The organism is Streptodolium elevatio (assembly GCF_053592165.1).
In genome coordinates, this window is sequence record NZ_JBSFVE010000024.1 from 55,699 (window position 1) to 80,373 (window position 24,675).

Genomic DNA, 24,675 nt, shown 5'->3' on the forward strand with positions numbered 1-24,675 from the left:
ATACGCGTCGCGGCGCCCCGCGTCGTATCCGCCTTGCGCGTCAGTGCGCTTGGTACTGCCCGACGTGTGCGGGCAGCGGCCACCAGTTGTCCATGCGGGCGGCGATGACGCGGGCGTCCGCGACGCCTGCGCGCGGCTTGCAGGTCAGCGGAGGCGGCGCCGGGGGGAACAGCTTGGGGGGAGACGGTGTCCACGGGCGCAGGGGCCCGCCCATACCGAGGATCATCGTGGCCCCCACGCGTCGGGCACGGTGCGGAGGCCATTCGACACGCCCCTGACGATAGGCAACACAATGCCGATGCACAACCGATCTTAGGCACTACAGTGCCTCTTCCTGGGTATTGATGTCACCGGCGTGCCGCAACGCGACGGTCCGGGCAACCGGCCGTCAGGGCGGTCTGCGATTCTGAAGCACTGGTCATACCGGTCTCAACGCCCGTCGCGGGACCGGCTGTTGTGTCGTACGGCGAGGGAGAGCGCGGATGACGGCCGAGGAGCCGAGGCCGGACTGGGCGTTCCTCGGGGCGTGCGTCCGCAGGGACCGGCGGGCCCGCCGCTGGACCCAGGAGGAACTGGCCGAGCGGGCCGGCCTGGCGCTGCGCACGATCGGGAAGTACGAGCGCGGGGAAGGGCCGACGGGCGACGCGGTGCCTTCCGGGTGCTTCGCCGTCGGTCGCGCCCTGGGCTGGCGGCGCGGAACCGTCGAGGAGTACCTCTTCGGACCGGAGCCGGGCACGGTCGGCACCGGGCCGGCGGATACCGATTCGACGGCCGCCGACTCGACGCCGACCGGTATGAGCGAGGCGCGCGGGATCGGCGCCGAAGAGCTGGTGGCGGCGTACCGCGGCGTGCAGGACTTCATGGTGCTCGCCGTCGAACTCGGCGCGCCCGCCCCCTCGGTGCGCCGCTTCTCGGACGCCGCGGGCGACCTCCTCGAGGCTGCCACCGCGGGGTCCGGCATCGGTGCCGCGCACGGCCTCGCCGCGAACAGCCCCGCGGGCGGCCCGCCCGCGGACGACGACGCCGTACGGGCCCTCGCGGCGACCGCCGACCTGCCCGACGTGCCGCGTACGCCGTCCGGCCGGGAGGTCGGCGGGAGGTCGGCGGACGCGCGTACCGAGGTGTCCGGCGACCCCGAGGTCACCGGCGAGGACGCCGCCGCAGCCGTACCGCACTCGCGGCGTCGCTCGCCCGCCGATCCGCACGCGCGCCCGTCGTCGGCAACCATCACGAGCCGCCGAAGCGACCTGTGACCTGCATGGGGTCGCCGCCCTCGGCGGGCACCGGCACGATGTCGACCACCTGGAAGTCGGTCCGCGCCGCCGCGAGGAACGGGTCCGCGACCATGGTGTGCACGCGGTAGTGCTGCACGTGGTCCGGATCGTGCCACGGGTGGTCCGGGTCCTTGTCCCACAGCGCCGCCATCACGTACGTCCCGGCGCCGGTGCGGCGTTCACGTGCCGGGATCACCGGCCACCGCTCGCGCCACAGCGGATGGAAGTCCGACAGGTACTCCACCACCGCGTCGAACTTCGGCCTGCATTCCTCGTGGTCCCAGTGCCGGAGCATGACCGCCTTGTAGCTGGCCATGACGGCCTCCAGATGCGGCCGCACCCGCGACGCCGGGATCACGTGCCGGCGGTGCTCCGTCAACTGCATGACGATCGCGTTGTGTGTGACGCCGCCCGGATGGTCGGGCCCCACCAGCGGGGAAACCCACGTGCCCGCCGCGTCGTTGCTCACCACGATCTCTCCGGACGGGCCGCTCACGTACGTCGGGGTGACCTTGGCGCGCACGTAGTCGACCAGGCCCGGCAGCGACGCCGGGACGTCGCCGCACGCCATCGGGGGAGGCGGCAGCCGGGCCGCGCCCGCCAGCGCGGTGGTCTCCTCACGGGTGAGTCCGAGGTCCGCGATGATCTGCCGCAGCGACTCCGCGGTGAGCGGCCGGCGGCCCTTCTCGTACTCGCGGTACGACGCCAGCCCTATCGTCCGCTCGGCGTCGCTCGGCCGCAGCCCCCGGGAGGCCCGCAGCTGACTCAGCAGCACAGCCGCGGGGGGCAGTTCGCGGCGGCCGTCAGGTCGGTCCAAGACGCACCTTCATCGGTTGCACGTCGGAGGGAGCCCCGGGCCCCGATCGCGCCCGAGGGTCCCCTCGCGGTCAGGGCCCGGGGCAGGGGGGACGGGAACACCCGGGAGACGGGAACACCCCGGCGGACTCGGCCGGGACGACCGGCGGATCACCGGTGACCGCACATTGACTGTGCGGTTGCGCGGGGGGTTCTTCCTTGTGACGATGATCAGCCCGGACGCCCACCGCCAAGGGCGTTCCGGGACGGTCGGCGGCACGGGGCACGGGGGTGGTGTGGGGGATGGTGTGGGGGATGTACGACCCGGTGGACGAATTGCGCGGACTCGGCGTGCACGTACGCAGAACGGACCTCCGGACGGCGTGGGCGATCTGGGTTCCGGACAAGAGCGCGGTCGTCGTGGCGGCCGGCCTCACCCGTGTGCAGGAACGCTGCATCCTGGCACACCAGGTGCAGCACCTCATCACGCCCGAGCCGTCCGATGCCGACGCCGACGCCGACGCGGTGGAGCGGGAGCGCCTCGCCGACCTCGGCGCCGCCGAGCGGCTCGTCGACGGACGCTCCGTACGCAAGCTCCTGACCGTCGCTCCCGGCGCCGACCGCGCGGCCGAGGCACTCGGGGTCACCCGCCGGGTGCTCGACACGTGGCTCCACGCCCACTACCGGAGCAAGGGCGAGCCGACCCCCTGGCCGGCGGCCGAGCGCGATTCCCGGTGCGCGGTGGCCACGTTGCGCCCGTGAACCGGCCCCGGGACCGCCCGTGCAACGCCCGCGGTTCGTCCGTGAACCGCGGGCGGACCACCGCTCTCCTGTGCCGCCGGTTGAACCGCCGCGAACCGCCGGTCAGGCGCCTCCGGCCGCGGCCAGGGAATCCTGGAGCCGCCCTGCCCGCCCGCGCCGCCGAGGCCGCCGCGGGCGGAGATGCGCAGGTCGGACAAGTTCGCCGCCATGACGGTCACCGGTGAGGCGGGCAGGCCCGGCTGCCCGTTGCCGCCGTTCCCGCCCGGGCCGCCGGGCCGCCCCGACAAACCCTGGCCGCTCTTGCCCTGGGCGCCCGACGGCCCGGACGGCCCGGTCGCGCCGTCCGCCACGACGGCACCGCCGTTGCCGCGGTAAGTCTCGGCGACCAGCACGAGCGGGTGCCCGGTGAGCCCGGTCAGCACATACCCCGGGTCGTGCACGATCTCGCGTGCCACCAGGGCGAGGGTGGCGGTGGGTGACAACCCCCGGAACGCCGCCTCCGCGCGGATCTCCGCGAGCAACGCGTCGTTCACGCGGATCGTGTCGCGGACGTAGGCCCAGTCCACCGCGATCTCTTCGGACATTTCCTCGGCCAGTGCCGCGGTCAGGTGGTCCGCCGTGTCGTCGGCCGTCGCCTCGGCCGTCGCCTCAGTCGTCGCTTCGCCGGTACGTGCAACCGCCATCGGGTCCCCCTGACCGCCGTCCGATGATCGATCGTCGACCTCCCAGGCCCCCGAACGCGACGGTTGGCGCGGAAAACCATCCGGATGGAGTAAGGCATCCGCAGGACGATTCCCACTCGAACGAAGTGTCGTCTACCGCAGAGAGGTTGGCCCACGCATGATTGCGATGCATGACGACTTGGAAGCGGATCCGGCACCACCTGACCCGGAAGACGCGCAGGACGACAGGAAGACACGGTGCCGCGGCCCTGGGCCTCGCCTGCGTGATGGTGGTCTTCACCGCCGCACCGGGTTCGGCCGGCTCCGGCGGCCCGCCCGCCGCGCCGGACCCGTACTTCCCGCTCGCCGGCAACCAGGGCTACGACGTCGACCACTACGACCTCGACCTCGACTTCACCCCCGCGACCGACCTCCTCGTCGCCCGCGCCGCGATCAAGGCCGAGGCACGCCGCGACCTCACACGCTTCACCCTCGACTTCTCCGGCCCCGCGGTCGAACGCGTCGTCGTGGACGGGCGTTCCGCGGCGTTCTCCCGCGACGGGCAGGAGCTCACGATCGTCCCGGCCGGCAAGATCCGCGCCGGACGCGACTTCACGGTGACCGTCTGGTACCGGGGCACCGCGGCGCCGATCGACGACCCGGCGCTCGGCGTGTACGGCTGGATCAACACCGACGACGGCGCGGTGGCCCTCAACGAGCCCGACGGGGCCCGCAGTTGGTACCCGGTGAACGACGACGTACGCGACAAGGCCACCTACACCTTCCGCATCACCGCCCCCGCCGGACTGACCGCGCTCGCCAACGGCGAGCCGCAGGGCAAGCCGCGCACGGTCGGCGACCGCACCACCGCGGTCTGGTCGATGCGCAAGCCCATGTCCAGCTACCTGTCCATGGTCGCGATCGGCCGCTTCACGGTCACCGACGGCCGCGTCGGCCGTCTGCCGAACATCACCGCGTACGACCCGACGGGCGACGGCGACGACGCCGCCCTGCACCGCACCACCGCCGACGCGGTGCGCTGGGGTCAGGAGCGGATCGGCCGCTACCCGTTCGACTCGACCGGCGGCATCATCGACCGCATCGACGTCGGCTACGCCCTGGAGACCCAGGCCCGCCCGGTGTACGACGGCGAGCCCGACGAGGCCACGATCGTGCACGAGATCGCACACCAGTGGTACGGCAACAGCGTCACCCCCAAGACGTGGGCGGACCTCTGGCTCAATGAGGGCTTCGCCACGTACGCCGAGTGGCTGTGGCAGGAAGAGCGCGGTGGACCGACCGCGCAGTCGGTGTTCGACCAGCTCTGGGCGACCCCCGCGACCGACGATTTCTGGCACCTGAAGACGGCCGACCCGGGACGCGGCGAACTCTTCAACTACAACGCCGTGTACCTGCGCGGCGCGATGGCCCTGCACGCGCTGCGCACCACCATCGGCGACCGCGACTTCTTCACGCTCCTGAAGGTGTGGGCGGACAAATACCGCTACGACAACGCCGACACCCGGGACCTGATGAACCTGGCCCGCGCAATCTCGCACGACAACGTCAAGCCGCTGTTCGACGCCTGGCTCTACACCGCGGCCAAGCCGGCGACCCCGCAGGGCTGACCACGACGCAACCCTCCCGCGGCCCGGTCGTCGCGCGCCGCGGGAGGGTTCGGTGTCACCGGCTGCCGCTTCCGCCCGGTCTACCCGCCGCGGCGGGCGGAGCGCGGGGGCTCGATCAGCGGGCGCCCGGTGCGGAAGACCGCCACCGCGCGCTCGTGCGCGGCGAGGTCCAGCAGAGTGGCCAACTCTGCCGCCGTGGCGGGGCAGTCGAGGATCTGACTGAGCGGGTGTGTGGCCAGTCCGCGCACCGCGAGGGCCAGCCAGCTGCGCATCAGCGCCCGCCCGAGTGCCACCAGCTCCGCGGGGCCCGCCGCCGCGGGGCCGACCAGGACGAGGGCGGTGCCCTCGCCGCGCAGCAGTCCGCGGGACGACGCGGCCAGGGCCGCGGGAAGCCCGGCTCGGCGGAACGTGCCGTACACGCGCGGGCGCAGCATCATCTCCAGGCCCGCAGCCTCGGCGCGTGAGAGGCCGAGTGCCCGGTCGGTCAGCCCGTCCTGGGCGTACCGCGGGTGGCTCGGCCGCAGCCGCAGCCACTCGCGCAGCTCCGCGGTCACCTCGGGAGCCGCGAACATCCACCGGTCCGCGCGCGCCAGCAGCGGGGCCAGCGCCCGGGCCGGCAGGTGCCGGATCCCGCCCGCGTCCTCGACCAGGGCGGCGGCCTCGTCGAGCACGTCGTCGGGCAGCGGGCCGGCGGCGTACGGTCCGCGTGCGCTGCGGCGCGAGGCGACGTCGTCCGCGGTGAAGCGGGTGGCGTACGGCTCCGCCGCCGGGACCAGCCACGCCACCCGGCGCGCGGCCCGGTCGACGTCTACCACGACGTCCGCACCCAACCCCGCCCCCGCGGCCACCACAAGACACGTCTCCAGGTACGCCCCGAGCCCGAGGAACAGGTCGCGCCCGGTCGGGTCCGACACCGGCAGGGCCCGCATGGGATCCCAGTACACGCCCACGCCCGAGTCCTCGTACCGCAGTTGCCACGGCTGCGTGTTGTGTGCGGAGGGCGCCCGCCCGCACTGCGCCGCGAGCGCGCGCATGGCAGCGGCCCATTCCGGCCCCGCCGGCGACGCCGTCATGCGCGTACCTCCCGCCCGTAGAACGTGTGGCCGTGCAGAACACGTCCGCCCATACGGACATACTGCGCCGCGGAAGCCGCGTTGTCGTCCTCTACCCAGGTACTGCGCAGCGCCGTGTACCCCCCGACCCGCAGATTGCGGTACAACTCGCGTGCCAGCAGCGTCAGATAGCCCCGGCCCTGGGCGTCGGGCACGGTCCCCTTGACGATGAGCACAGCCTCGCGCCGGTAGCGCTTGCGGGTGGCCAGCAGACGGACCTGGTTCACCATACCCAGGTCGCCGCCCACCTTCGCCAGGTACTCCGAGATGTCGGGCACCACGAGCACGAACGCGACCGGCATGCCCGCCCGTTCGAGCCACATGAGCAGCGACTCGTCGAGCAGGTAGGCGAGGCCGTCCGTCTGCGCGCGCAACTCGTCCGCGTCGATGGGCGTGTAGTAGCCGAGCTGCGCGAAACTCGCGTTGAGCATTTCGCGCAGCACGGGCAGTTGATCGCCGAGATGGCGCCGCGACCCGTGCCGGATCGTCAACTGCTCGCCCCTGAGCCGTGCGTCGTCGAAGCGGAAGGCCTCGTCCACGTCGACGCCGCGCTTCCCGAGGTCGTCGCAGATCCAGGTCGCGGCCTCGAACTTTCGTGTGAAACCGAGGCTTTCGTACGCCTTCGGGTAATACGCCGGATTCCAGGCGGAGTCCACGAAGCCGCGGGCCTCGAACCCCGACGTGATGACGCCGCCCGTCTGGTTCGGTAGCAGGGCTACCGGGCCGAACAGAGCGTCGTGGCCCTCGGCTTGGGCGCGCTCCTCGGCGAGGTGCACGAGAATGGCGGCCACCTTCGGGTCCTCGGCGAACTCGGTGAGTCCGAACAACTGGTGCCGAGCGCCGAGCTTTTCGTCGAACTTGGGGTTCGTGTGCAGGCACGTGCGCCCGACCGCGCGGCCTTGCGCGTCGCGCACGAGGTGAAACTCGACGGGGCCGTACCGGGCATGCGGGCCGCGTCCGCGCCACAGGTCGGCGAGGACCTGGCGGATCGGCGGGATGTACCGGTCGCGCGGGTGGAGGCGCAGCGGGAGGTCGCAGAACTCGGCGAACGCCTTTCGGGTGGCAACGCGTTCCACGGTCAGACCGCCGGTCCGGGTGGTGCGCGCGGTCATGCGCCGCCGCTCCGTCCCGCGCGGTGCACCGGGGGGCCGGCCTGCTCGGAGGACAGCGCGGTGAAGTCCTCGATGTGTGCCATCGTGCCGTCCTCGGCCCGCCAGACGCCGTTGCTGTAGCCGCCCGGCTCCGCGGTGAAGATCCGGATCCATCCGCCGCTCGCGTACTTCGTGCCGTTGTCGGTGACCCAGCACATCAGGTCGCGGTGGTGCCGTGAGCGGGCGAACTTCAAGAGCGCGTCGGTGTCCTCGAAGAACGCGATGGTGCCCAGCGTGAACGGGAACTCCCACCAGACCTTGTGCCAGCGGTATCCGTCCATGCGCTTCATGTCGCGTACGAGCTTGGACCAGGTGCGGCCGAGCCGGATCAGCGAGAGCGGGCCGGAGTATTTGGTGGCGCCGATGAACATCGCGCCAGAGCGGGCCTGCGGCGGTGCCTTGGAGAAGTCGGTCGTCCTCATGCCGCGTTCTTCCCCTCAGTGACCAGGTACACGTTCTTGATCTTGCTGGTGCCCCGCGCGAACGGGCCCTCGCCGAACGCGTGGACGCGCACCTGGACATCCGCGGTCGAGGGGTCCTCGGCCAGCGACTGGGCGAAGTCCCGGCTCACCCGGGCCAGATGGCCGACCACGCCGTCGCGGCACACCGCCGACAGCTTCTCGCGCTCCGCGTCGTCCAGCTCCGCGCCGTCGCGCAGTTGGAGGTTGACCACGGGGCGCGACTCGAGGTCGGCGTACTCGTCGATGGTCAGGCAGAAGCCCTCCAGGTGCCCGGCCATGGGGTTGTCCTGGTAGAGGCCGTACTCGACGTCCTGCGGGTAGATGTTGGCGCCCATGTAGGAGATCGTGCTGTCCTTGCGCCCGTATAGCAGGAGCAGGGGCAGGCGCATGCCCTCGCTCCGGAACGCCGATTCGCACTCCGCCCAGGCGTCCGGGTCCTCGCGTACCACCGCCTCCAGCGCCGGGTAGCCCAGCAGGCGGCCCTCGTCGCCGATGTTGTAGCGCAGCTTCGGGGCCAGCACCGCCGTGGAGTTGATGGTGCACACGATCTCGTCCCGGTCGTTGATCTCCAGGTATGTCTCCAGCGGGTTGTACTGGAACACCATCGGCACCCGGCCCTCGTCGGGGCCGAGCAGCGCGTCGCGCAGCCGGTCGTCGGTCAGCAGGCGACGCCGCAGCCACACCGTCAGGTCGCTCTCGCCCGCCATGCCGATCGTCAGGTCCGACGCGCCGTACCCCGAGCGCACCTTTACGAAGCGCTCCTCCAGATAGTCGCGCAGCGCCTCGGTCATCCCCTCGCCGCCGACGAACCCGAACAGCCGATGGCGCCGCCAGTCGAAGCCCTCCGCGTCGAGCCGGTCGCGCAGGTGCTTGAGGAACGGCGGGTACGCGGTCACCAGGTAGTTGAAGCGCGGCCCGAAGTGCCGGATCGTGTCCACGATCTTGTCGAGGTCCGGCCCGGTGTTCTTGACCATCGCGATGCGCGCCATCGCAATACCCGTGTTGGTCCCGGTCGCCCACGCGCCCATCGAGTAGGCGTTGATGACGAACAACCGCTTGCGGGGGAACACCATCGACGTGTACCCGGCGACGTTCTTGTGCACCGAGTTCAGCTCACGTCGCGAGCGCAGCCAGTTGTACGGCGTCCCCGACGACCCCGAGGACTCGTCCACGACAGTCCCGGCGATCTCCAGTTCGCCCTGCCAGCACCGCAGTTCCTCCGGGTACGCGCGGACGTACGTGTCCTTCGCCGTCTCCGGGTACGACTCCAGCTTGAACCACCGGAACCGCCAGCCCTGCCGCCGCAGAAAGTCCCGGTACGCCGGCACGTCCAGGGCCGCGAACTGGCACGTCATCCACGCGTGCCGCCGGGCGAATCGCTCCATGCGGGGGTGGTAGTGCGTCGCGGTCCAACGCCACACGGCGGGATGCGCCCGATATCCGCGGTACAGCGCGGTGAGTGCGAAGCTGACGATCCGCAGTAGCCACTGCCGGACGAAACGCACGATTGCCGTCCTCCCCAAGTTGCCCGGTCGCCGTCCGGCACACCGCGGTCCACCGGACGATCCGGTTCCCCTTCAGCCTGCCCGGTCCGGCCGAGCCGGACATGGGGACAACTACTCAATTCCGCACGGCCGCGGCACGGGCGGTGGCCGTGAGTTCGACCACCGTGCCGGAGAAATCGTCGGCGAGCAGCGTGACCGCCGCCAGCCATGCGTCCACAGAGTCCCGGCCCGGGTCCCCGGCGGCCATCGCCCGCAGCCGGTCCTCGGCGTTGTCGTGAAGAGCGGGAGCGAACGCCTTGCAGCGCAGCGCGACTTCGAGAGCCGCGGCGGCGGGCCGGGCGTACCGCAGCAGATCGTCCGCGCCGATGAGCCGCATCCCGATCGCGGCCCAGATCCACCGCGAACCCGGCCGGGCCGCCTCGGTGAGTTCGAGCGGATTGCCGCGCAGCAGACGCAGGCAGGTCTCGCGTGTTAGTGGTTCACGCCACCCGGTGAGCGGGCTGCCGCACCGGCCGGTGCGCGGCGCGAGGCGCCGGTCGGCCCGTTCGTCCGGCTCGAGCCGCGCGGCCACCTGCGCCGCGACCTCGGCGGGGGCCAACGTCATCACGAGCGAGGCCGCCCCGTGCCGGGGGTTGCGCCGGAACGGGGGCCGCGGCGGCGGCACCGGGCCGGGGCGGGCGGCGTACGCGAGCAGTTCCGGGACCGTCCCGCCGAACCGCGGGCCGGCGCGGAGGAGGCGCAGCCACGCGTCGGGGTCCCCGCCGACGGTCCCGGCGGGGTCGAGGTCCAGCAGCGCGTACACGAACGGTAGCGAGGAGAACAACTGGGGATCGGTGCCCGCCGCCGATGGTCTGCCCTGCTCGGGCGCAACTGCTTCCGTCGTCTCGTCGATGAAGTCCAGCAGCCACCACGCCGGGGCTGCGGTATGGACGACCTCATCGGCGGTCGTCGTGCCCGCGTCCAGCGCCTCGGCGAGGACCCGGTCGGGTGACACGCCCCGGAGCAGGCGCGGCACGAACTCCCGTGGGCAGTCCGGGTGCGCGAGCAACGCCGAGCGGGCCTTGCCCCGGAAGGGTTCCGCGAGGTCGGCCCGCATCAGCGCGCCCCAGTCGATCGGCACCGTTCCGGCGAGTACGTCGTGCGCCGGGTACCGGTTGCTCGACAGCCGGAGCCGCCGGGCCGACTCGCCGTCGCGTACGGCCACCTCGTGCAGGCGCGCGAGCTGCGCACGGCCGTGCGGTGCGTCGAGGAACGGCCGCAGCTGCCGGATCCCCTTCGGGTGCAGGCGCGCCGACCGAGGGATCCCCAGGTACCGGTCCAGCGCGTCGCGCAGGCCCGCGGCGCCGAGCCCTTCCCACAGCCGCAGCGCCGCCCCGAGAAAGGCGCTGTCGTGCAGCGGCGCGGGAAGGCGTACCGAGACCAGCGCCTGGAGTGCGACGGCCGGGTCGTCCGCGCCGAGCAGAACGCGGAGCCGGCCGGGAGAGTGGGTGTCGATCGTGTGCGTGAGCCCGACCGGATCGTGGGCGGTCCGCCGGATGAGCGGGGCCACGAGCGACGCGGGCAGGTGGGGATGGGCGAGCAGGACGGCGTGCGTGAGGAAGTCGTCCTGGGCGGCCAACTGTTGCAGGTTGTCCTCGCGCAAGCGGTGGTCGGACGCCAGCACTTGGCGCAGCAGGTCCGCGTGCCGCCTGTTGCCGCCCGTGCGCAGCGCGAGGGCCACGACCTCGTGTGCGGGAAGCCCGCCGTACGCCAGCACCGACATCCGGTGCCCCGGTTCGAGCCGCTCCAGGACACCTGCCCGCACGTCGGCGGGCAGGCAGCGCAACAGCGTGCCCGCCGCCTGAACGCACTGCGGCAGGCCGGTGGCCAGAGCGGCGACCGAGCGCTTGCGCATGCACACCCCTTCTCTGCTCCCCGGACGACGGCCCAACGTACCGGCTCCGCCCGCATGTTCCGTCGGCTTGATCACGGCGGGCGTCATGATCAAGCCGACGGGGAAGGTTGTCTCTGGAAACAAGACTGTTTGTAGAGAGTTTCCGGCAGACTGGTCTCCGCTTTTCGGGCGACGATCGGGGGGTTGTGTGCTCAACCGCGCGGGGATGGGGGACACGCCGCCGCAGCGCACCGTCGAGGTCGTCAACCCGCGCGCCGGAGTACGCGGATCCGGATGCCTGATCGGACCGGGACTCGTGCTGGCCGCCGGGCACGTGGCGTGCCCGAACCGCGACAGCGGCCCCGTCGTCGTCCGCGCCCTCGAGGGCGGCGCGGAGCACGAGGCATCGGTCCTGTGGATCGACACCTCGCTGGACGTCGCACTGCTTCAGGCCGACCGCACCCTGCTCGGCGCCGACCTCGGCATCGTGCGCTGGGGCGCGCTCACCGGCGACCACCCGGGAGCCCGCCCGGTCTGCACGACGATCGGCTTCCCCCAGTCGCTCTACCGCAAGGTCCCCGGCGGCCCCCGGTCCGCCACCCAGGCGCAGACCCTGCACGGCGCCATCGCGCCGCGCGGCCGGGCGCGTTCCGGGATGTACGCCTTCGAACTCGCCGAGCCCGACGACGTCTCCTTCGACCTGTGGCAGGGCATGTCCGGCGCGGCCGTCTACTGCGACGACGCGGTGGTCGGGGTGGCCACCAACGCCGCCGACTACTGGCGCGGCGAAACCCTGCTGGTACTCCCGGCGTTCCGATTGCTCGGCGCCCCCGGGTTCGCCGACGCGGTGGCCGCCGCGACCGGCATGCGGCCCCGGCTGCGGCCCGCCGACCTCGGGCCGATGCTGACCGACCACCCCGACCCGCATCTGTCCGCGTCCTATCTGCTGGACCCGGCCGCGCAGGTGGTGCCGATGTCCGGTGACGCCGCGACGGTGCGGGCGCTGCGCGCCTGGTGCTTCAACGGGCGGCGTACCGACGTCGCCGCGATGACCGGGCCGGACGGCGCCGGGAAAACCCGGCTGGCCCACGAACTGCTCGGCCACCTCACGCGCGACGTGCGCGGGCGGGCCGCGTGGACCGGCGGGTTCGTCGCCCGCGTACCCCGCCAACAGGAGCCCGGATTCGCCCTGTTCACGACCGTACGCCAGCCGCTCCTGCTGGTCGTGGACGGCGCCGAGGCGCGGCTCGACCATGTGCATGCCCTGTTCGACGTACTCGGCGAGCGCCGCTCGGGCCAGCCGGTCCGCGTGCTGCTGATCGTGCGCGGCCGCGAGGACTGGTGGCCGCGCCTGCGCGCCGTCTGGACCGGCAGCACGGTCATGGGCCGCGGGGAGACCTTCCGGGTCGCCACCACCGACGCCTTCGTCGACGTCGGCGCCGAGGCCCTGTACGAACGCGCGGCCCGCGCCTTCGCGGACCGAATACGCCTGCTGCGGCACGCCGGTATCGACGACGACCTCCCCGACCGCGCGGCGACGCCCGACCCGGAGCGCCCGCGCCGCTACACCGTCCCCGAGGGGGACGCCCGCGGACTGTCGGTCGGGACCCTGCATATGGCGGCACTGGCCGACGTACTCACCAGGGTCGACCGCGAGCTCGCCTACCACCAAAGGCCGTTGGACGTCCTCCTGCACCGCGAGGAGGAACATGTACGACGCATCGCCCGCACCCGCATGCCGTCCGGCCTCGTCGACGCGGGTCTCCTGCGGACCCTGCTGGCGGTACAACAACTCGTGGGCGCAACGACGTTCGACGACGCGCTGGGGGCGGTTCGGGCCGGGTTCGAGGTGCACCACCGGGGCCGGGGCGACATCGCGGAGCCGCAAGTGCCGGTGCTTGCCGCGTACGAGGACATACTGTCCGCCGCCTATCCCTCCGGAGACGGCGCGCGTTGGGGCGCGATCGGCCCCGACGCCCTCGCGTCGGCACTGGTAGCCGAGGTCGAGGCGGCGGGCGACGGTACGTTCCTCGCCGCCCTGCTGAGCAGCCCGCACCTGACCGACCCGCAGCGCTACCGGGCCCTGGCCCTTCTGGTGCACGGCGCCGCCACCCAACCGGAGTTGGTGGCGTCGGCGGCCCGCGCCGTGGCCGCGGCCGCCGAACTCCTGGTGCCGATCGCTGAATGGGTGCCCGCCGAGACGACGTCGGCCCGCGGCCGCGACTGGCTCGTGCTGTGTCGGGACGCGATCGTCGAACTCTCCGACTACGGCCGGATCCCGATGCAGACCGCGGCGTGGGCCGCCGGCGTCCTCGATGCGGCGCTCGTGCGCCTGCACGGGCAGGGCGACATGGCCGCGCCGCCCGAGCAACCGTCACCGTTCCAAGGCGTGTTCGTGCCGCGACCCCGAGGCCCGATCCGGCCGGGCGCGGACCTGCGGACGGATCCGCGCGCAGGTACGGGTGTGGGTCCGGATCCGCGCACCGGCTCGGGTACGGATCCGCGCGCGGGTACGGGTATGGATCCGCGCACCGGCCCGTCTACCGGATTTCGCATCGATCCGCGTACTGGCCCGGTGGCCGTCCCGGGGACTCACTCGGGGCCTGCCACGGGTGCGGATCCCGGCACCGCCGAGGAGCGCCGGCCGCCTCGCGCGTCGCGGCGGGACCGGCCGGGGCGGGCCACCACCGACACGCCGCCCACCGGCTTCCCGCGCGCGGACACCCCAGGAGCCGGATTCCGCCGAGCCGACACCCCGCGGACCGGCTTTCCCCGCGCGGACACCCCGGCCACCGGCTTCCCCCGGGCGGAGACGCCGAGCACCGGCTTCCCGCGCGCCGATACGCCGGCCACCGGCTTCCCGCGCGTATCGGAGCCCCGACGGACCCCGCCACCGACCCCGCCGTGGGGCCCTGTGACCCCGATACGTACCGGCCCGCCGTCTTCCGGAACTCCGTTGGAGGGCTATCCGCTTCCGGCCGCGCCACGCGAGCCCCGACGGGATCAGACCGCTCCGCGCGGCATACGCCTCGGCCTGCCGGGCGAGGCGCCGGATTCCGCCGTCTCCGCCCCCGCGCCGTCGGGCGCACGTACTGGCCCGGCGCCGTCCGCCCCCACCCGGTCCGCCACCCCCGCCTCCGGTACACCCGCCACCGGGACACCTGCGTCCGGCAGACCCGTACCCGGTACGCCCCGACCCGCGACATCCCGCTCCGCAACGCCCCCGCGCGGCACGACACCCCCCGCCGGAACTCGCCGCTCGGGAGCAGCCGGCTCTGAACCACCGCGCCCCGCATCGGGGCGCCCTGGCAGCACCACGACACCGTCCACGCAAAGCGGTTCGGCCCCACGCCACCGGGCCACCGCCGCACACGGCTTACGCGCGGTCCCCACCCGCCGCCCCGAACCCGGCCCGGCCCGAGGGCTGTTCACCATCCTCGCCCTCGCGTACCTGGCCCTGGTCGCCTACGCGGCCTGCGACACCTTCTACTTCACCGGACGCTTCTCCGACACACGGCTCGCCTGGGTGTTCCCGCCCGTCGTGCTCCTGGTCGACGTCGAGGCCACCCTCCAGTCCCGCCACTGGCCGGGACGCCCCAAACTCACCGACCTCCCCGCCCAGTTGCTCGCCGTGGCGGTGACGACCGCCGCGATCACGATGTACGCGGGCAACCACTACCCCGACCTCCCGGTCGTCGTCCGCGCACTCCTCGCGGCGACCGTGTCGACCACCGGCATGTTCATCCTCACCGAAGCAGTCCGCCGCTGGATGGGCCGCGTAACCTACCGCCGCGCCTGACCGAGCCCTTCAGCCCACACGTGCCACCGGCGAGTTCACCCGAAGGCGGTCTCCGCGAACGACAGCCCCCACGCTCGTCCCCAGTACGCACAAGCCGCTGCGAATACCGGGGTTGCTGCCGCACGTACTGGCGGAACCCCGAAGCCCGGAACAAGAGGTCGAAGCAGTGGCCTTCAACGTGCCACCGCGGCGCACCGCAGCCGCCCTCCGCCGCCGAACGACCAATCTGGTCGAATGCCCTTGACGTCGAGGTCACCCTGAAGGTCCCACACATCCTCGAACACGAGCGTGGACGGCGCGACCCAGAATCTGAAGTACGTCTCAGGCGCAACCGGCTGCACCGGGTCAAGCGTTCCGGCGTCGGCGACGGCTTTGTACACACACTCACGCAGAGGGACACGATGCGCTGCCGGCAGGCCGCGGCAATCCGGACGGCGACCGTGGTCGCCCTGTGCACCGAAGTCGTCCTGTTCGCCGCGTACGCGTACTACGTCGCGCCCATGACCCGTCACGGGATCGACGAGAGCACCGGTCTGTCCGGTCCGGGACGTGTGAGCGACGGCTGGGAGATGTGCTGCGGGTCCAGGATTTGCGTCAGTGTGGTGCATCCGCGTCGGGTTTCGGTTGCTGATCTCTCCGCCACGAATTGCCGGAGAGCCTGGACCAGACCTGGGCCGAAGAGCGGGCCCGCAACTTGAGGTGGGGTGGTTGATGCCTGAAGATCGGCAACGGATAGGTTTCGGCTCCCGTACGTCAGGAGTCCCAGGTCATGGCAGAGCCCGCCCCCGTCTTTGTTCGCCCGTGGTGGCGGCGCACGTCCGTGGTGGTCGGCGTCGCGCTGGCCGCGCTAGCGGGCGTTGTCATCGCGGTGCTCGCCGTGTCCGGATCGTCGTCCGATGACCAGACCAACGGCCTGCCGTCGGCGGCGGTACCGCGCTTCGACGCGGGCGACTGTTTCGACTTCCTCGCCGGCCCGGAGGGCGGCCCCGACCTCCCGCGAGGGAAGGTGTCGTGTGACCAGCCGCACGACGCCGAGGTCGTCGCGGTGCTCACCCAGCCGGACAAGGACGACTACCCCGGCAGCGCGAGCCTGGGCGCGCTTGCCAGGGAGCGGTGCCCGGAGCGCGTCGCCGAGTACCTCGGCCAGGTGTCCCCGGAGACGGCGAAGCTGTCGATGCGCTTTTACCACCCGACCGACGCGGCGTGGCGATTCGACGGGGACCGGAACGTGACGTGCTTCGTCACCGACCCGGCGGGCCCGATGACGGGTTCGTTGCGCTGACGGCCGCTCTTTGACCGGCGATGCGGCGCGGCCGCAGAACCGTGGCTTCTGCGGGCAGCGGCACGGCGGCAGCGCCGGCTTGGCTTGTCGCTGCCGCCATATGCCACGCGTTACGAACTGGGGTGGGTGGCGCCGGTGATGAACAGGTGCATGTTGTCGTAGTCGAAGGTGATGGCGTACGGCTTGAAGAACTCGTGTGTGAAGTTGGCGATCAGGTCGAAGCCGAACATCCCGGACTGACCCGGTCCGGGGAAGCCGGGGAAGGGCGCTTCGGCGGCGTGGCCTCTGACGTTGCGTCCGATGGCGCGGCCGAGGCTGATCCGGTCGGCTGTGGCGGGGTAGACCCGCGGCCCGGGGCGGTCGACGGGATGGGCGTAGTCCACGTCGATGCCGGCTCGTTCGGCGATCTCCACCGTCGTGTCGAAGGCGCTCGCGATGCCGCCGGTGTCGACTGTGACCATGCGCGGGCCGTGGTCCAGCAGGCTGCCCACGGTGCAGGGGAAGTGGTCGCCTGCGAGCCAGAGCGGAAGCCGGTCGCAGAGCTGTGCCCGGGCGGCCTGCCCGGTGAACTCGCGCTGCTGGGCCGGTGTCTTGCGGCGCAGGCCCAGCGCTCGGCCGGCGTAGTCCATCGTGGTCAGGAAGTGGTAGAAGAGCGTCGTCCCGAAGGCGCCCGCCGGGGCCGATCCGTCGGGCAGGGGAGGGCGCCGTACCTCGTTCCACTGCACGGGGATGTTGCGGATCTCGATGCCGCCGATCCGGAACGAGTCGAGGATCCCCAGGTAGAGCGTGACGGTTTGGCCGTCGACTATGCCGCTGATCGTCGCCACTGCGCGTACGCCCGCCTCTTCGGCCGCCTCCGCCGACAGGTCGAGCGTGGCGTAGGTGTCGAGGAGGAAGCCCTTGGGCGGGCCCCCGTTCAGTGAGGCTTCGACGGACGGGACGGGGTCGATGCCCAGGAAGGGTACGCGCGCGGCCGCCGCGCCGCCGATCCGCCAGGGGGTGCCGATGACGTGTGAGTACAGCTCGGCGTACGCGAGGTCCCGCTGCCTCCCGGTGCTCCGCAACAGCGGGATCGCGCGGGCAGGGGCGTCCTGGCGCACGTAGCACTCCGCCAGCCGCTGCGCGGACGGGACGTCGCCGGGGGCCACGGCGAGCGCTCCGGTCAGGAACCGCTCGGCGTCGCCGAACCGGTTGGCCAGGAGGGCGATGTAGCCGCGCTGCGCCAAAGCCCGGGCGTTGGCGGGGTCCGCGCGCAACACGCGCGCGTATCCGCGGTCCGCGTCCGCGAACCGACCTGCCTTGAAAAGGCCTTCGGGGTCGGCCGCCGAATCTGCCGCATACGCCTGCGTGGCCCCGGCGACAGGCAGTATCGCGGCGGCGCCGACCAGTCCGGCCCGACGTACGAACGCGCGCCGGTTGAGGTTGTGAGGGTGTTCTGAGTGCGCCATGTCGATCCCCGCGTCGTCGTCCAATGGAGTGGACCAGACGTTGGCGAACGGACCTGAGAACGACCTGCACAGAGACTGAGAAAGTCCTGAGAGGAAAAGGGAGTTGGCCGTTTGCATCACTCGAGCGCACTGGTGGAAGGCGCCGTGGTACGCCCCAGTCGCCCTGATGAACGCGTCCAAGAGGCGCACACCGCGCGCAGGAGGAGCCGCCGCCGCGGACCCAGGCCGCGCAACATTCCCTCCAGGTGAACACGGCGAAGGGGCCTTGCGGAGCGTTTCATCACTCCAGGGGCATCTGGTCCGTATGGGCTGGGATGCTGTGGGGGTGATCGAGTCCCAGCATGTCCCATTGGCGGCCGAGGGCCACGTCAAAGTGCTGTTCGGCATGGAGCAGGACGAGGACGGCTGGCCCCCGATCCAGACCGAGAGTCTGTGGGCGGGGGCGCCGTCGAGCGTTCAGGGAACAGCACAATCCGGCTGATCGTCCCCGGTGCCTCCGGCCAGGTGCCGCGCCAAACCGGTGGTCCTGGTGTCGGATCTGCGTGGTGAAGTGTGGTCTTCTGACAATTCCGACGACCGGGAGCGCTTCTTCCGATGACCGCACAGCCCGTACTGCCCGCACAGCCCGTACGCCCCGAGCACCGAGGTCCCGAGACCGCCTCCGTCATGGACGTCCCGCCGTTCAAACTTTCGCTCGTCAAGGCGGTGTTCAGGGACGTGACGTCGATGCACGTCTCCCGGTCGGCCGCCTGGGCCGCCGCATCGGTGGCGCGGACTGTTCTGAGGGAGATCATCGACGCCGCGAAGAGCGCAGCGGCGGAGGAAGCTCGGAAGAAGCTGGTTCCCGGGGACTTTGTCGCGGCGATCAGCCGGAACGTCGAACTCGAGGTGGGTGGCATCTGGTATGACCACAGCCCGACGTTTCGAGGCCTCAACGGCGTTGTGTACGACTCCGAGGGCGTCATCGTGCCTTCCCCCAAGCGCAGCAGGTCGCGCAAACCGAGTGCTGTGGTCGGCGCGCACAGGTTCGAGGCCGGGGTGAAGAAGCTGCTGCGGAGCCGAGAGGCGACGGCCGTCCCCGCGATGGTCCGCGAACTGGACGGAATGGCGAGTGTGTTCCTGACGGACCTCGCCCGGGCCGCGGCCATGGTCGTCCGGGAGGGCGGGGTCAAACGCTTCGGTACGGTCACCCTGGGGGTACCGGGTAAACCGGCCGCACCCCCCTTCCCCAAGGACTTCGCTCTGGCCTACTCCGTGCGCAGTGGGGACGGGCGGACAATCGGCAGGGACGACATCCTTGCCGGCACCACGATTCAGTTGTTCGGCGACGTCAGACAGCGAGCCCTGACGGAGGCACACGAGGCGACACAGCACACCTTGGCCGACTTCAGATCGACGGCTTGACGACACGGAGGCGGTGCCACGATGGCTGCGGCCGTCAGGGCGGCAGGTGCTTGAGTGTGAATTCGGGCAGGGCGTAGGCACCGCCCTGGGGTACCGACGGGTCCACCGGTAGATCCGCCCCGGGGATGTCCGCGGCGTGTCGCTCGGCGTTGTCGACGGGGCGTACGCCAGTTCCGACGGGTCGGGAGTTCCCAGAAGCGGCGGCTGTTGGCGGAGACGGCGTACGCGATGACGAAGCGGAGCGAGGGCGGCGCGGCCAGTGCCGCTCGGAAGTAGCCGACGGCGTCTCGCGGGCTCAGCCAGGTCGCCAGGTGCCGTGGTACGGCGGCCGCCCCTGGGGCTCGCATGCCATTCTGACCGGCGATCCCGCATGGGTGCCCGGAATGGAGGCGGTCTCGCCGCTCATGATCGGAGCGTCGTACGCAGGTCTCGCTTCAGCGGTGGGGTTGCCTTTGACGTGCGCGTCAGGGTTTAGCGTCTTCGCGGCGCCGCTGCCGGACCACGGTGTGGCGCGGCATGGCACACGTTCCGAGGAGTCCGCCGATGGCCTCGTCCCAGCCCCGCTCGTCCCGTGAAGTCCGACTCGTCAGGCAGCCGCAAGGCCTGCCCGCGGTCGAGGACCTGGCTGTCGCCGACGTCCCGCTCCGCGGCCCGGCTGCGGGGGAAGTCCTCGTCAAGAACCGTCACTTCCTGGTCTTTCCCGGGCTGCGGACGCTCATGGGTGACGAGACCGACGGCGTTCCGCTGCCTCCGCTTCGGGCAGGCGACACGCTGTTCGGACCGGCGGTGGGCGAGGTCGTCTCCGTCGGTGCGGGGGTGGCGTTGCGGCCGGGCGAGCTGGTCGTACACCTGGACGGCTGGCGTGAGTTCGCGCTGCTGCCTGCCGAACGCTGCGCCCCGGCCGGGGAATCGCTGCCGGATCCGGTCGCGCACCTGTCCACGGGGTCGGCGGCGTACGGCGCCCTCACTCGGCTGGCGCCCGTCCGGGAGGGCGACACGGTGTTCGTCAGCGGCGCGGCCGGGGCAACCGGCGTTCTCGCCGGCCAGATTGCCCGGCTGCTCGGGGCCGGACGCGTGGTGGGCAGTACAGGGTCGGCGGCGAAGGCCGCGCGACTACGCGAGGAGTTCGGCTTCGACGCGGTCGTCGTACGTGGGTCCGGGCCGTTCGCCCGATTGCTCGCCGAGGCCGCGCCGGACGGCCTCGACGTCGTTGTGGACACCGTCGGCGGCGAGCAGTTGACCGCTGCGGTGGCCAACGTCCGTTCCGGTGCCCGGATCGCTTTGGTCGGCGCACTGGCGGGGCAGTTGTCCGGGGACCGGGCGGGCGGCAGCGCCCCGGCCGAGGTGGACAGTTACCGGCTGGTCGTGCAGGGCGTCACGGTCCGCGGCTATCGCGGTGCGGACCATCCCGACGTACCCGCCGAATGGGAGCGGCAGTTCGGGCAGTGGTTGCGCGAGGACCGGATCCGGTTCCCGTACGCCACCGTCCCGGGCATCGATCGCGCCCCCTCGGCGTTGCAGGAGTTGATCGAGGGCCGCCACTTCGGCACGGTCGTGGTGGCGCTCTGACGGAGTCGGACGCGAGGGAGCAGACGATGCGGATCGGGGACGCCGCCGCGGCAGCCGGGACGACGCCCCGGGCGCTGCGCTTCTACGAGGAGCGCGGCCTGCTCCCGCCGCCGGCCCGCAGCACCTCGGGACAGCGCGTGTACGACCTCACCGACGTCATACGCATACGGGCGGTCCGCGAACTGCTGGGGCTCGGCCTCACCATCGAGGACGTCCGCGGCTTCGCCTCGCGACTGGACCTGTTCACCGAGACGGCAAAACCGCGCTGTTCCCCCGCCCCGACGGCCCCCGACGGCTCGACCGCCTCACCGGCGTCCGCAGCCGTCGCCCGCCGCCTCGCCGCACTCGACGCGGAGATCGACCGCCTCACCCGCCTCCGCGACCGCCTCGCCCACGCCGCCGGCGGTGGATCCGCACAATAGACGCGCCATCCACAAGGGACGCCGCGTCGTTTCGAAACGTGACCAATTGCCGAACGCGGCCGAGATCATCTCTCCGCGGTGCGGCCGCGGTATGGAGATCGGGTAGGCGCGGTGGTGTTGGGGGGCGGAACCGCGACGTGGCGGAGCCAGGTGGATGCGGACACGAACCGCTCGTGGATCACGCGGGCCGGTCTGACGGTCCTCCGCGAGGAGTTTGTCCCCGAAGGCGACACGGGGCACGTCCTGTTCCGGGCACGACGCTCCTCACGGCGCGCTCACCCGAGCCCGGGGCTTCACCGCGCGACAGGTTCGGGGGACTGGACGGGTTCGGGGAAGACTTCGGCAGGTGCGCGGGCTGCGTACGCGGCTGCGGCCAGGCCCAGAACTGCCGCACCTGCGAGGACGAACCGGTGGTCGGCGGTGGCGATCAGTCCGGCGCCGGCCGCCGCGGCGAGTGCATTCGGGGCGAACATCAGCGTGCTTGCGGTCGCGGCGACGCGTCCGATCAGTGCGTCCGGGGTCTCGCGCTGGACCGCCGTCATCGCGGCGATCAGCACGCACGGCAGCCCGAGACCGATCAGCGCGCTGCCCGCCAGGGCCACTTCGACCGACGCGACGAGGCGCAGCGCGACGCCGACCGCGAACACGACGATTCCGGCCGCCGCGAACACCCCTTCCGGGAGCCTGCGCATCGCCGCCCCGGCGACGAGACCGGCGACGACCGAGCCGACGCCCTGGACGGCGTACAGCACGCCGACGAAGGCGGGCCCCTGGTGCAGTCCTTCGTCCGCGACGGCGTAGATGGCGGCGCCGTTCAGTCCGGCGGCGGCCATAGTGAGGGCGCCCGCGAGGACAAGGCGGCGCGGTGCGGGGCGCTGCCGCAGGCCGCGTACGCCCTCCCGGGTCTCGTGCAGCCACCTCCTGCGCGCCTCCGGCCGCTTCGCCTCCTCGCCGGGCCGGACGAGCGCGAACACGCCCGCGGCGGCCACGAACGTCGCGGCGTCGAGGAGTACGACACCGTGCCCGCCGAACCGTACGAAGAGGCCCGCGCCGATCAGGGGCGCCAGCAGCTTCATGCCCTCGTTCGCCGACATCCGCAGACCGTTGAACTCGCCGAGCAGCTCGGCCCGAACGGTCGTGCCGACGAGGCCCGCCTCCGCCGCGTCGAGCAGCACGCCGCTCACGCCGTACAGGGTCATGACCGCGAAGACCAGCCACACCTGGTCGGCGGACCGCACAGTCAGGAGGGTGAGCAGTACGACCGCCATGGCGAGGTTGGTGCGGACCAGCAACGTGCGGCGGCCGACCCGGTCCGCGGCGACCCCGATGAGCGGGCCGAACAGCGTGGCGGCCCACAGGCACACGCCGGTGAGCGCGGCCAGGCTGTTCGAATCGGTCAGCGACTTGACCCACACGCCGCTCACCAGGGCCATCGCCGACGTGCCGAAGCCGGACACGACGACGCCGGTGAGATAGAGCCCGGCGTCGCGGTCGCGCAGCACCCGGCTGACGGCCCAGGACACGGCACCTCCGATCACGCTCGCCGACTGCGTCGAGCCTGCCCGCCGATGACCGCCAAGTCAATGCTTGGAGGTCATCGGGACGGCCCCCGGTCTCCCGCCGCGCGCGTGGTATTTACTGACGTGGGTGACCACCACGGACCCGGTTCTGCGCGCACTCGCCCACCCCACCCGGCTGCGCATGATGTCCCTGATGTGGGCGACACCCCTCTCCGCCGCCGAACTTGCCCGCGAACTGGACGTGTCCCAGGCCCTCGCCAGCCACCACCTGCGCACCCTGGACGCGGCGGGCCTCGTCGAACTCACCGAGACCCGCAGCCGTCGCGGCGGCATCGAGCGCCGCTATCAGGCGGTACGCGGCACGCCGCTCTCCGACAGCGGAACGGACACCGCAGCCGAGGGCGGCACGGCGCTCCTGGCCGAGACCCTCGCCCAGAACCTCCGGGCGCGGGCCGCCCGCCGTGCCCCCACCGGCCCGGGCGTCACCTCCGACGTCGAGGTGTGGCTGAGTCCCGAGGACTGGGAAATGCTCCGCGAAGAACTGGCGGCCATCGTGCTCCGCCTCCACGAGGCGGGGAAGGCACCGCACAGCGAAGGCGCCATCCCCATCGGCGGAACCGTCATGGCCTTCCCGCTGCGCGACGCCGACGCGAAACCGAACGAGACTTCTCCTAACGGGAGTTGAGCCCCGCGAGGCGGCACAACGCCGATACCGCCCCGCCATCGCCGGTCACCAAGCCCCCACCGAACCCGCCACGGCCAGGCAGAAGCGCACCCTGCCGCTGCGCGCTCGTCCGGGTACGTGAACTCCGGCCGCTGCGCCGAGCGCTCGCGTCCGCCGATCCGGTGCCTGGCTCGCGTCACGCCGGATCATGGAGTGAAGTCGCCGTCCGGGGTGGCGTGTTCAGTCCTGCGCGTAGCGCGTCCGGCGCCACCTCGTTTGATCGGCAGCTCACGAGGCCTTCCGCCAGATGTGGACCTCGGTGGCGGGTTGGCGCTCGGAGAAGAGTTCGCCGGGGGAGGAACAGCGGAGGAGGTTGCGCAGGTCCGCCTCGAACTCGGCTCGACGGTCGCCGAATTGGTGAGGGGCGGAGAGCGACATCGAGAACACACCGGCGACGATGTCGTCGCTGGAGCGTTCGAGGGGCTGACCGCCCGGCGCGATGTGGTGTTCCGGGCCGCGGAAGCCCGCTCTTCCGATCGGTTTGCGCTTGACGCCGGTCATCACCGCGACCGCCAACCCGGTGAAAGGCAGCAACTCGAGTCGGCCGCCGATCTCCGCGATGGCCACCACGAACAGCGCCTTCCAGACCGACGTCAGCAGTTCGAGCGACCGCCACGGGTCGCGCAGCCACTGCCGAAAGCTCCCGTCCGCACACGGTGCCTTTGCGTGTGAGGCGAGATCGGGATGATTCGCGTACGAACCCCCCCCGGCGAGCCCGCGGACGCCGCCGCCGACCGATCCCGAGCCGGGTGAACTTACCGGCGGGCAAAGGTTTCTCGGTGCACCCCGAGCGCCGGTTGGCTGTCCCCGGGGCGCGGCGGAGTGTCCGTTGAACGCGACGGGGCCGATCCGTGGTCGAACCTGCGAAGCCTGCAACTACCGTACGAACGCCACAGCTCGACGGACAGCCGAACAGGGAGTCGCACATGCCTTACACCACACCGGTATTGGGCCAGATGGAGACGGTCGGCCGGGCTCGTCCCGCCGCCTGCTCAGCCGACTCGCCGCTCGGCCGGGCACTGAGCCGGGCAGGCGAAGGAGCGGGCGCCGCGGGCGGCTTCAACAGCTTCGTCTCAGGTGGCTTCAACAGCTTCGTCCCCAAGGGCTTCAACAGCTACGTGTCCGGCGGCTTCAACAGCTACGTGCCCAAGGGCTTCAACAGCTTCGTGTCCGGGGGCTTCAACAGCTACGTCGGCAAGAGCTGACGACTGCCGTCTGCGGGTCTGCTAGACGCGGCAGCGACACGCAAAGTCCGCCGTCCTGTAGCCCTGTCCCGGTTCACTG

Annotated in this window: 22 protein-coding genes; 11 read left to right on the forward strand and 11 right to left on the reverse strand. The window is 71.9% G+C overall.

Annotated elements, in window-relative coordinates:
* Window positions 1–40: 40 nt before the first annotated feature.
* Window positions 41–214 carry a hypothetical protein gene (locus ACWD12_RS33520; protein ID WP_450102714.1) on the reverse strand — a complete coding sequence of 58 codons (174 nt, stop codon included), beginning with the start codon at window positions 212–214 and terminating at the stop codon, window positions 41–43.
* A 268-nt stretch (window positions 215–482) separates the two neighbouring features.
* Here ACWD12_RS33520 and ACWD12_RS33525 point away from each other — a divergent pair, with 268 nt between their 5' ends.
* A complete protein-coding gene (locus ACWD12_RS33525; RefSeq protein ID WP_450102715.1) occupies window positions 483–1,253 on the forward strand; it encodes a helix-turn-helix domain-containing protein in 771 nt (256 codons plus the stop codon).
* Here ACWD12_RS33525 and ACWD12_RS33530 read toward each other — a convergent pair.
* The gene (locus tag ACWD12_RS33530; protein ID WP_450102716.1) at window positions 1,228–2,091 is read right to left on the reverse strand and encodes a helix-turn-helix domain-containing protein; all 864 of its coding nucleotides are present in this window, start codon (window positions 2,089–2,091) and stop codon (window positions 1,228–1,230) included. The two genes, ACWD12_RS33525 and ACWD12_RS33530, sit on opposite strands and share 26 nt — an antisense overlap.
* A gap of 281 nt (window positions 2,092–2,372) precedes the next feature.
* Between ACWD12_RS33530 and ACWD12_RS33535 the strand changes: the two genes are divergently transcribed.
* Window positions 2,373–2,831: a hypothetical protein gene (locus ACWD12_RS33535; protein WP_450102717.1), complete on the forward strand. Its 459-nt coding sequence runs from the start codon at window positions 2,373–2,375 to the stop codon at window positions 2,829–2,831.
* Here the strand turns inward: ACWD12_RS33535 and ACWD12_RS33540 are convergent.
* Window positions 2,750–3,514: a hypothetical protein gene (locus ACWD12_RS33540; RefSeq protein WP_450102718.1), complete on the reverse strand. Its 765-nt coding sequence runs from the start codon at window positions 3,512–3,514 to the stop codon at window positions 2,750–2,752. The genes ACWD12_RS33535 and ACWD12_RS33540 overlap by 82 nt on opposite strands.
* Window positions 3,515–3,684: 170 nt before the next feature.
* Here ACWD12_RS33540 and ACWD12_RS33545 point away from each other — a divergent pair, with 170 nt between their 5' ends.
* On the forward strand, window positions 3,685–5,121 hold the full coding sequence (locus ACWD12_RS33545; RefSeq protein WP_450102719.1) for a M1 family metallopeptidase: 1,437 nt from the start codon (window positions 3,685–3,687) through the stop codon (window positions 5,119–5,121).
* Window positions 5,122–5,201: 80 nt separating this feature from the next.
* Here ACWD12_RS33545 and ACWD12_RS33550 read toward each other — a convergent pair whose 3' ends face one another.
* The 5 genes from ACWD12_RS33550 to ACWD12_RS33570 all read right to left on the reverse strand — a co-directional run bounded on the left by ACWD12_RS33550 (window position 5,202) and on the right by ACWD12_RS33570 (window position 11,244).
* Complete coding sequence (locus ACWD12_RS33550; protein WP_450102720.1) at window positions 5,202–6,194, reverse strand: hypothetical protein; 993 nt, start codon at window positions 6,192–6,194, stop codon at window positions 5,202–5,204.
* The gene (locus tag ACWD12_RS33555; RefSeq protein ID WP_450102721.1) at window positions 6,191–7,345 is read right to left on the reverse strand and encodes a hypothetical protein; all 1,155 of its coding nucleotides are present in this window, start codon (window positions 7,343–7,345) and stop codon (window positions 6,191–6,193) included. The genes ACWD12_RS33550 and ACWD12_RS33555 overlap by 4 nt, the downstream gene beginning before the upstream one ends.
* Window positions 7,342–7,806: a DUF4188 domain-containing protein gene (locus ACWD12_RS33560; RefSeq protein WP_450102722.1), complete on the reverse strand. Its 465-nt coding sequence runs from the start codon at window positions 7,804–7,806 to the stop codon at window positions 7,342–7,344. The genes ACWD12_RS33555 and ACWD12_RS33560 overlap by 4 nt, the downstream gene beginning before the upstream one ends.
* Window positions 7,803–9,350: a phenylacetate--CoA ligase family protein gene (locus ACWD12_RS33565; protein WP_450102723.1), complete on the reverse strand. Its 1,548-nt coding sequence runs from the start codon at window positions 9,348–9,350 to the stop codon at window positions 7,803–7,805. The genes ACWD12_RS33560 and ACWD12_RS33565 overlap by 4 nt, the downstream gene beginning before the upstream one ends.
* A 115-nt stretch (window positions 9,351–9,465) precedes the next feature.
* On the reverse strand, window positions 9,466–11,244 hold the full coding sequence (locus ACWD12_RS33570; RefSeq protein WP_450102724.1) for a hypothetical protein: 1,779 nt from the start codon (window positions 11,242–11,244) through the stop codon (window positions 9,466–9,468).
* Window positions 11,245–11,449: 205 nt separating this feature from the next.
* Between ACWD12_RS33570 and ACWD12_RS33575 the strand changes: the two genes are divergently transcribed.
* A complete protein-coding gene (locus ACWD12_RS33575) occupies window positions 11,450–15,022 on the forward strand; it encodes a trypsin-like peptidase domain-containing protein (RefSeq protein ID WP_450102725.1) in 3,573 nt (1,190 codons plus the stop codon).
* A gap of 769 nt (window positions 15,023–15,791) precedes the next feature.
* Entirely contained in the window at window positions 15,792–16,304 is a 513-nt protein-coding gene (locus ACWD12_RS33580) for a septum formation family protein (protein WP_450102726.1), read from the forward strand.
* 110 nt (window positions 16,305–16,414) lie between these two features.
* Here ACWD12_RS33580 and ACWD12_RS33585 read toward each other — a convergent pair whose 3' ends face one another.
* On the reverse strand, window positions 16,415–17,752 hold the full coding sequence (locus ACWD12_RS33585; protein WP_450102727.1) for an aspartyl protease family protein: 1,338 nt from the start codon (window positions 17,750–17,752) through the stop codon (window positions 16,415–16,417).
* Window positions 17,753–18,077: 325 nt separating this feature from the next.
* Between ACWD12_RS33585 and ACWD12_RS33590 the strand changes: the two genes are divergently transcribed.
* The 4 genes from ACWD12_RS33590 to ACWD12_RS33605 all read left to right on the forward strand — a co-directional run bounded on the left by ACWD12_RS33590 (window position 18,078) and on the right by ACWD12_RS33605 (window position 21,147).
* Complete coding sequence (locus ACWD12_RS33590) at window positions 18,078–18,233, forward strand: hypothetical protein (protein WP_450102728.1); 156 nt, start codon at window positions 18,078–18,080, stop codon at window positions 18,231–18,233.
* 185 nt (window positions 18,234–18,418) lie between these two features.
* A complete protein-coding gene (locus tag ACWD12_RS33595; protein WP_450102729.1) occupies window positions 18,419–19,156 on the forward strand; it encodes a hypothetical protein in 738 nt (245 codons plus the stop codon).
* A 543-nt stretch (window positions 19,157–19,699) separates the two neighbouring features.
* Window positions 19,700–20,725, forward strand: coding sequence for an MDR family NADP-dependent oxidoreductase (locus tag ACWD12_RS33600; protein ID WP_450102730.1), 1,026 nt, complete (start codon window positions 19,700–19,702; stop codon window positions 20,723–20,725).
* Between the two features lie 26 nt (window positions 20,726–20,751).
* Entirely contained in the window at window positions 20,752–21,147 is a 396-nt protein-coding gene (locus ACWD12_RS33605; RefSeq protein ID WP_450102731.1) for a MerR family transcriptional regulator, read from the forward strand.
* Window positions 21,148–21,440: 293 nt separating this feature from the next.
* Here the strand turns inward: ACWD12_RS33605 and ACWD12_RS33610 are convergent, their stop codons facing one another.
* Window positions 21,441–22,670, reverse strand: a complete 1,230-nt coding sequence (locus ACWD12_RS33610; RefSeq protein WP_450102732.1) for an MFS transporter — start codon at window positions 22,668–22,670, stop codon at window positions 21,441–21,443.
* A gap of 124 nt (window positions 22,671–22,794) precedes the next feature.
* On the opposite strand from ACWD12_RS33610, the gene ACWD12_RS33615 reads away from it, so the two are divergent.
* Window positions 22,795–23,352, forward strand: a complete 558-nt coding sequence (locus ACWD12_RS33615) for an ArsR/SmtB family transcription factor (RefSeq protein ID WP_450102733.1) — start codon at window positions 22,795–22,797, stop codon at window positions 23,350–23,352.
* A gap of 267 nt (window positions 23,353–23,619) precedes the next feature.
* Here ACWD12_RS33615 and ACWD12_RS33620 read toward each other — a convergent pair whose 3' ends face one another.
* Window positions 23,620–23,961, reverse strand: coding sequence for a hypothetical protein (locus tag ACWD12_RS33620; protein WP_450102734.1), 342 nt, complete (start codon window positions 23,959–23,961; stop codon window positions 23,620–23,622).
* 356 nt (window positions 23,962–24,317) lie between these two features.
* On the opposite strand from ACWD12_RS33620, the gene ACWD12_RS33625 reads away from it, so the two are divergent.
* Window positions 24,318–24,596 carry a hypothetical protein gene (locus ACWD12_RS33625; RefSeq protein WP_450102735.1) on the forward strand — a complete coding sequence of 93 codons (279 nt, stop codon included), beginning with the start codon at window positions 24,318–24,320 and terminating at the stop codon, window positions 24,594–24,596.
* Window positions 24,597–24,675 lie beyond the last annotated feature (79 nt).

Excerpts from the sequence above, each read along its gene's own strand:
- ACWD12_RS33520 (WP_450102714.1), bottom strand. The coding sequence starts at position 214 with ATGGGCGGGCCCCTGCGCCCGTGGACACCGTCTCCCCCCAAGCTGTTC.
- ACWD12_RS33525 (WP_450102715.1), top strand. The coding sequence starts at position 483 with ATGACGGCCGAGGAGCCGAGGCCGGACTGGGCGTTCCTCGGGGCGTGC.
- ACWD12_RS33535 (WP_450102717.1), top strand. The coding sequence starts at position 2,373 with ATGGTGTGGGGGATGTACGACCCGGTGGACGAATTGCGCGGACTCGGC.
- ACWD12_RS33540 (WP_450102718.1), bottom strand. The coding sequence starts at position 3,514 with ATGGCGGTTGCACGTACCGGCGAAGCGACGACTGAGGCGACGGCCGAG.
- ACWD12_RS33545 (WP_450102719.1), top strand. The coding sequence starts at position 3,685 with ATGACGACTTGGAAGCGGATCCGGCACCACCTGACCCGGAAGACGCGC.
- ACWD12_RS33550 (WP_450102720.1), bottom strand. The coding sequence starts at position 6,194 with ATGACGGCGTCGCCGGCGGGGCCGGAATGGGCCGCTGCCATGCGCGCG.
- ACWD12_RS33555 (WP_450102721.1), bottom strand. The coding sequence starts at position 7,345 with ATGACCGCGCGCACCACCCGGACCGGCGGTCTGACCGTGGAACGCGTT.
- ACWD12_RS33560 (WP_450102722.1), bottom strand. The coding sequence starts at position 7,806 with ATGAGGACGACCGACTTCTCCAAGGCACCGCCGCAGGCCCGCTCTGGC.
- ACWD12_RS33570 (WP_450102724.1), bottom strand. The coding sequence starts at position 11,244 with ATGCGCAAGCGCTCGGTCGCCGCTCTGGCCACCGGCCTGCCGCAGTGC.
- ACWD12_RS33575 (WP_450102725.1), top strand. The coding sequence starts at position 11,450 with ATGGGGGACACGCCGCCGCAGCGCACCGTCGAGGTCGTCAACCCGCGC.
- ACWD12_RS33580 (WP_450102726.1), top strand. The coding sequence starts at position 15,792 with ATGGCAGAGCCCGCCCCCGTCTTTGTTCGCCCGTGGTGGCGGCGCACG.
- ACWD12_RS33585 (WP_450102727.1), bottom strand. The coding sequence starts at position 17,752 with ATGGCGCACTCAGAACACCCTCACAACCTCAACCGGCGCGCGTTCGTA.
- ACWD12_RS33595 (WP_450102729.1), top strand. The coding sequence starts at position 18,419 with ATGGACGTCCCGCCGTTCAAACTTTCGCTCGTCAAGGCGGTGTTCAGG.
- ACWD12_RS33600 (WP_450102730.1), top strand. The coding sequence starts at position 19,700 with ATGGCCTCGTCCCAGCCCCGCTCGTCCCGTGAAGTCCGACTCGTCAGG.
- ACWD12_RS33605 (WP_450102731.1), top strand. The coding sequence starts at position 20,752 with ATGCGGATCGGGGACGCCGCCGCGGCAGCCGGGACGACGCCCCGGGCG.
- ACWD12_RS33625 (WP_450102735.1), top strand. The coding sequence starts at position 24,318 with ATGCCTTACACCACACCGGTATTGGGCCAGATGGAGACGGTCGGCCGG.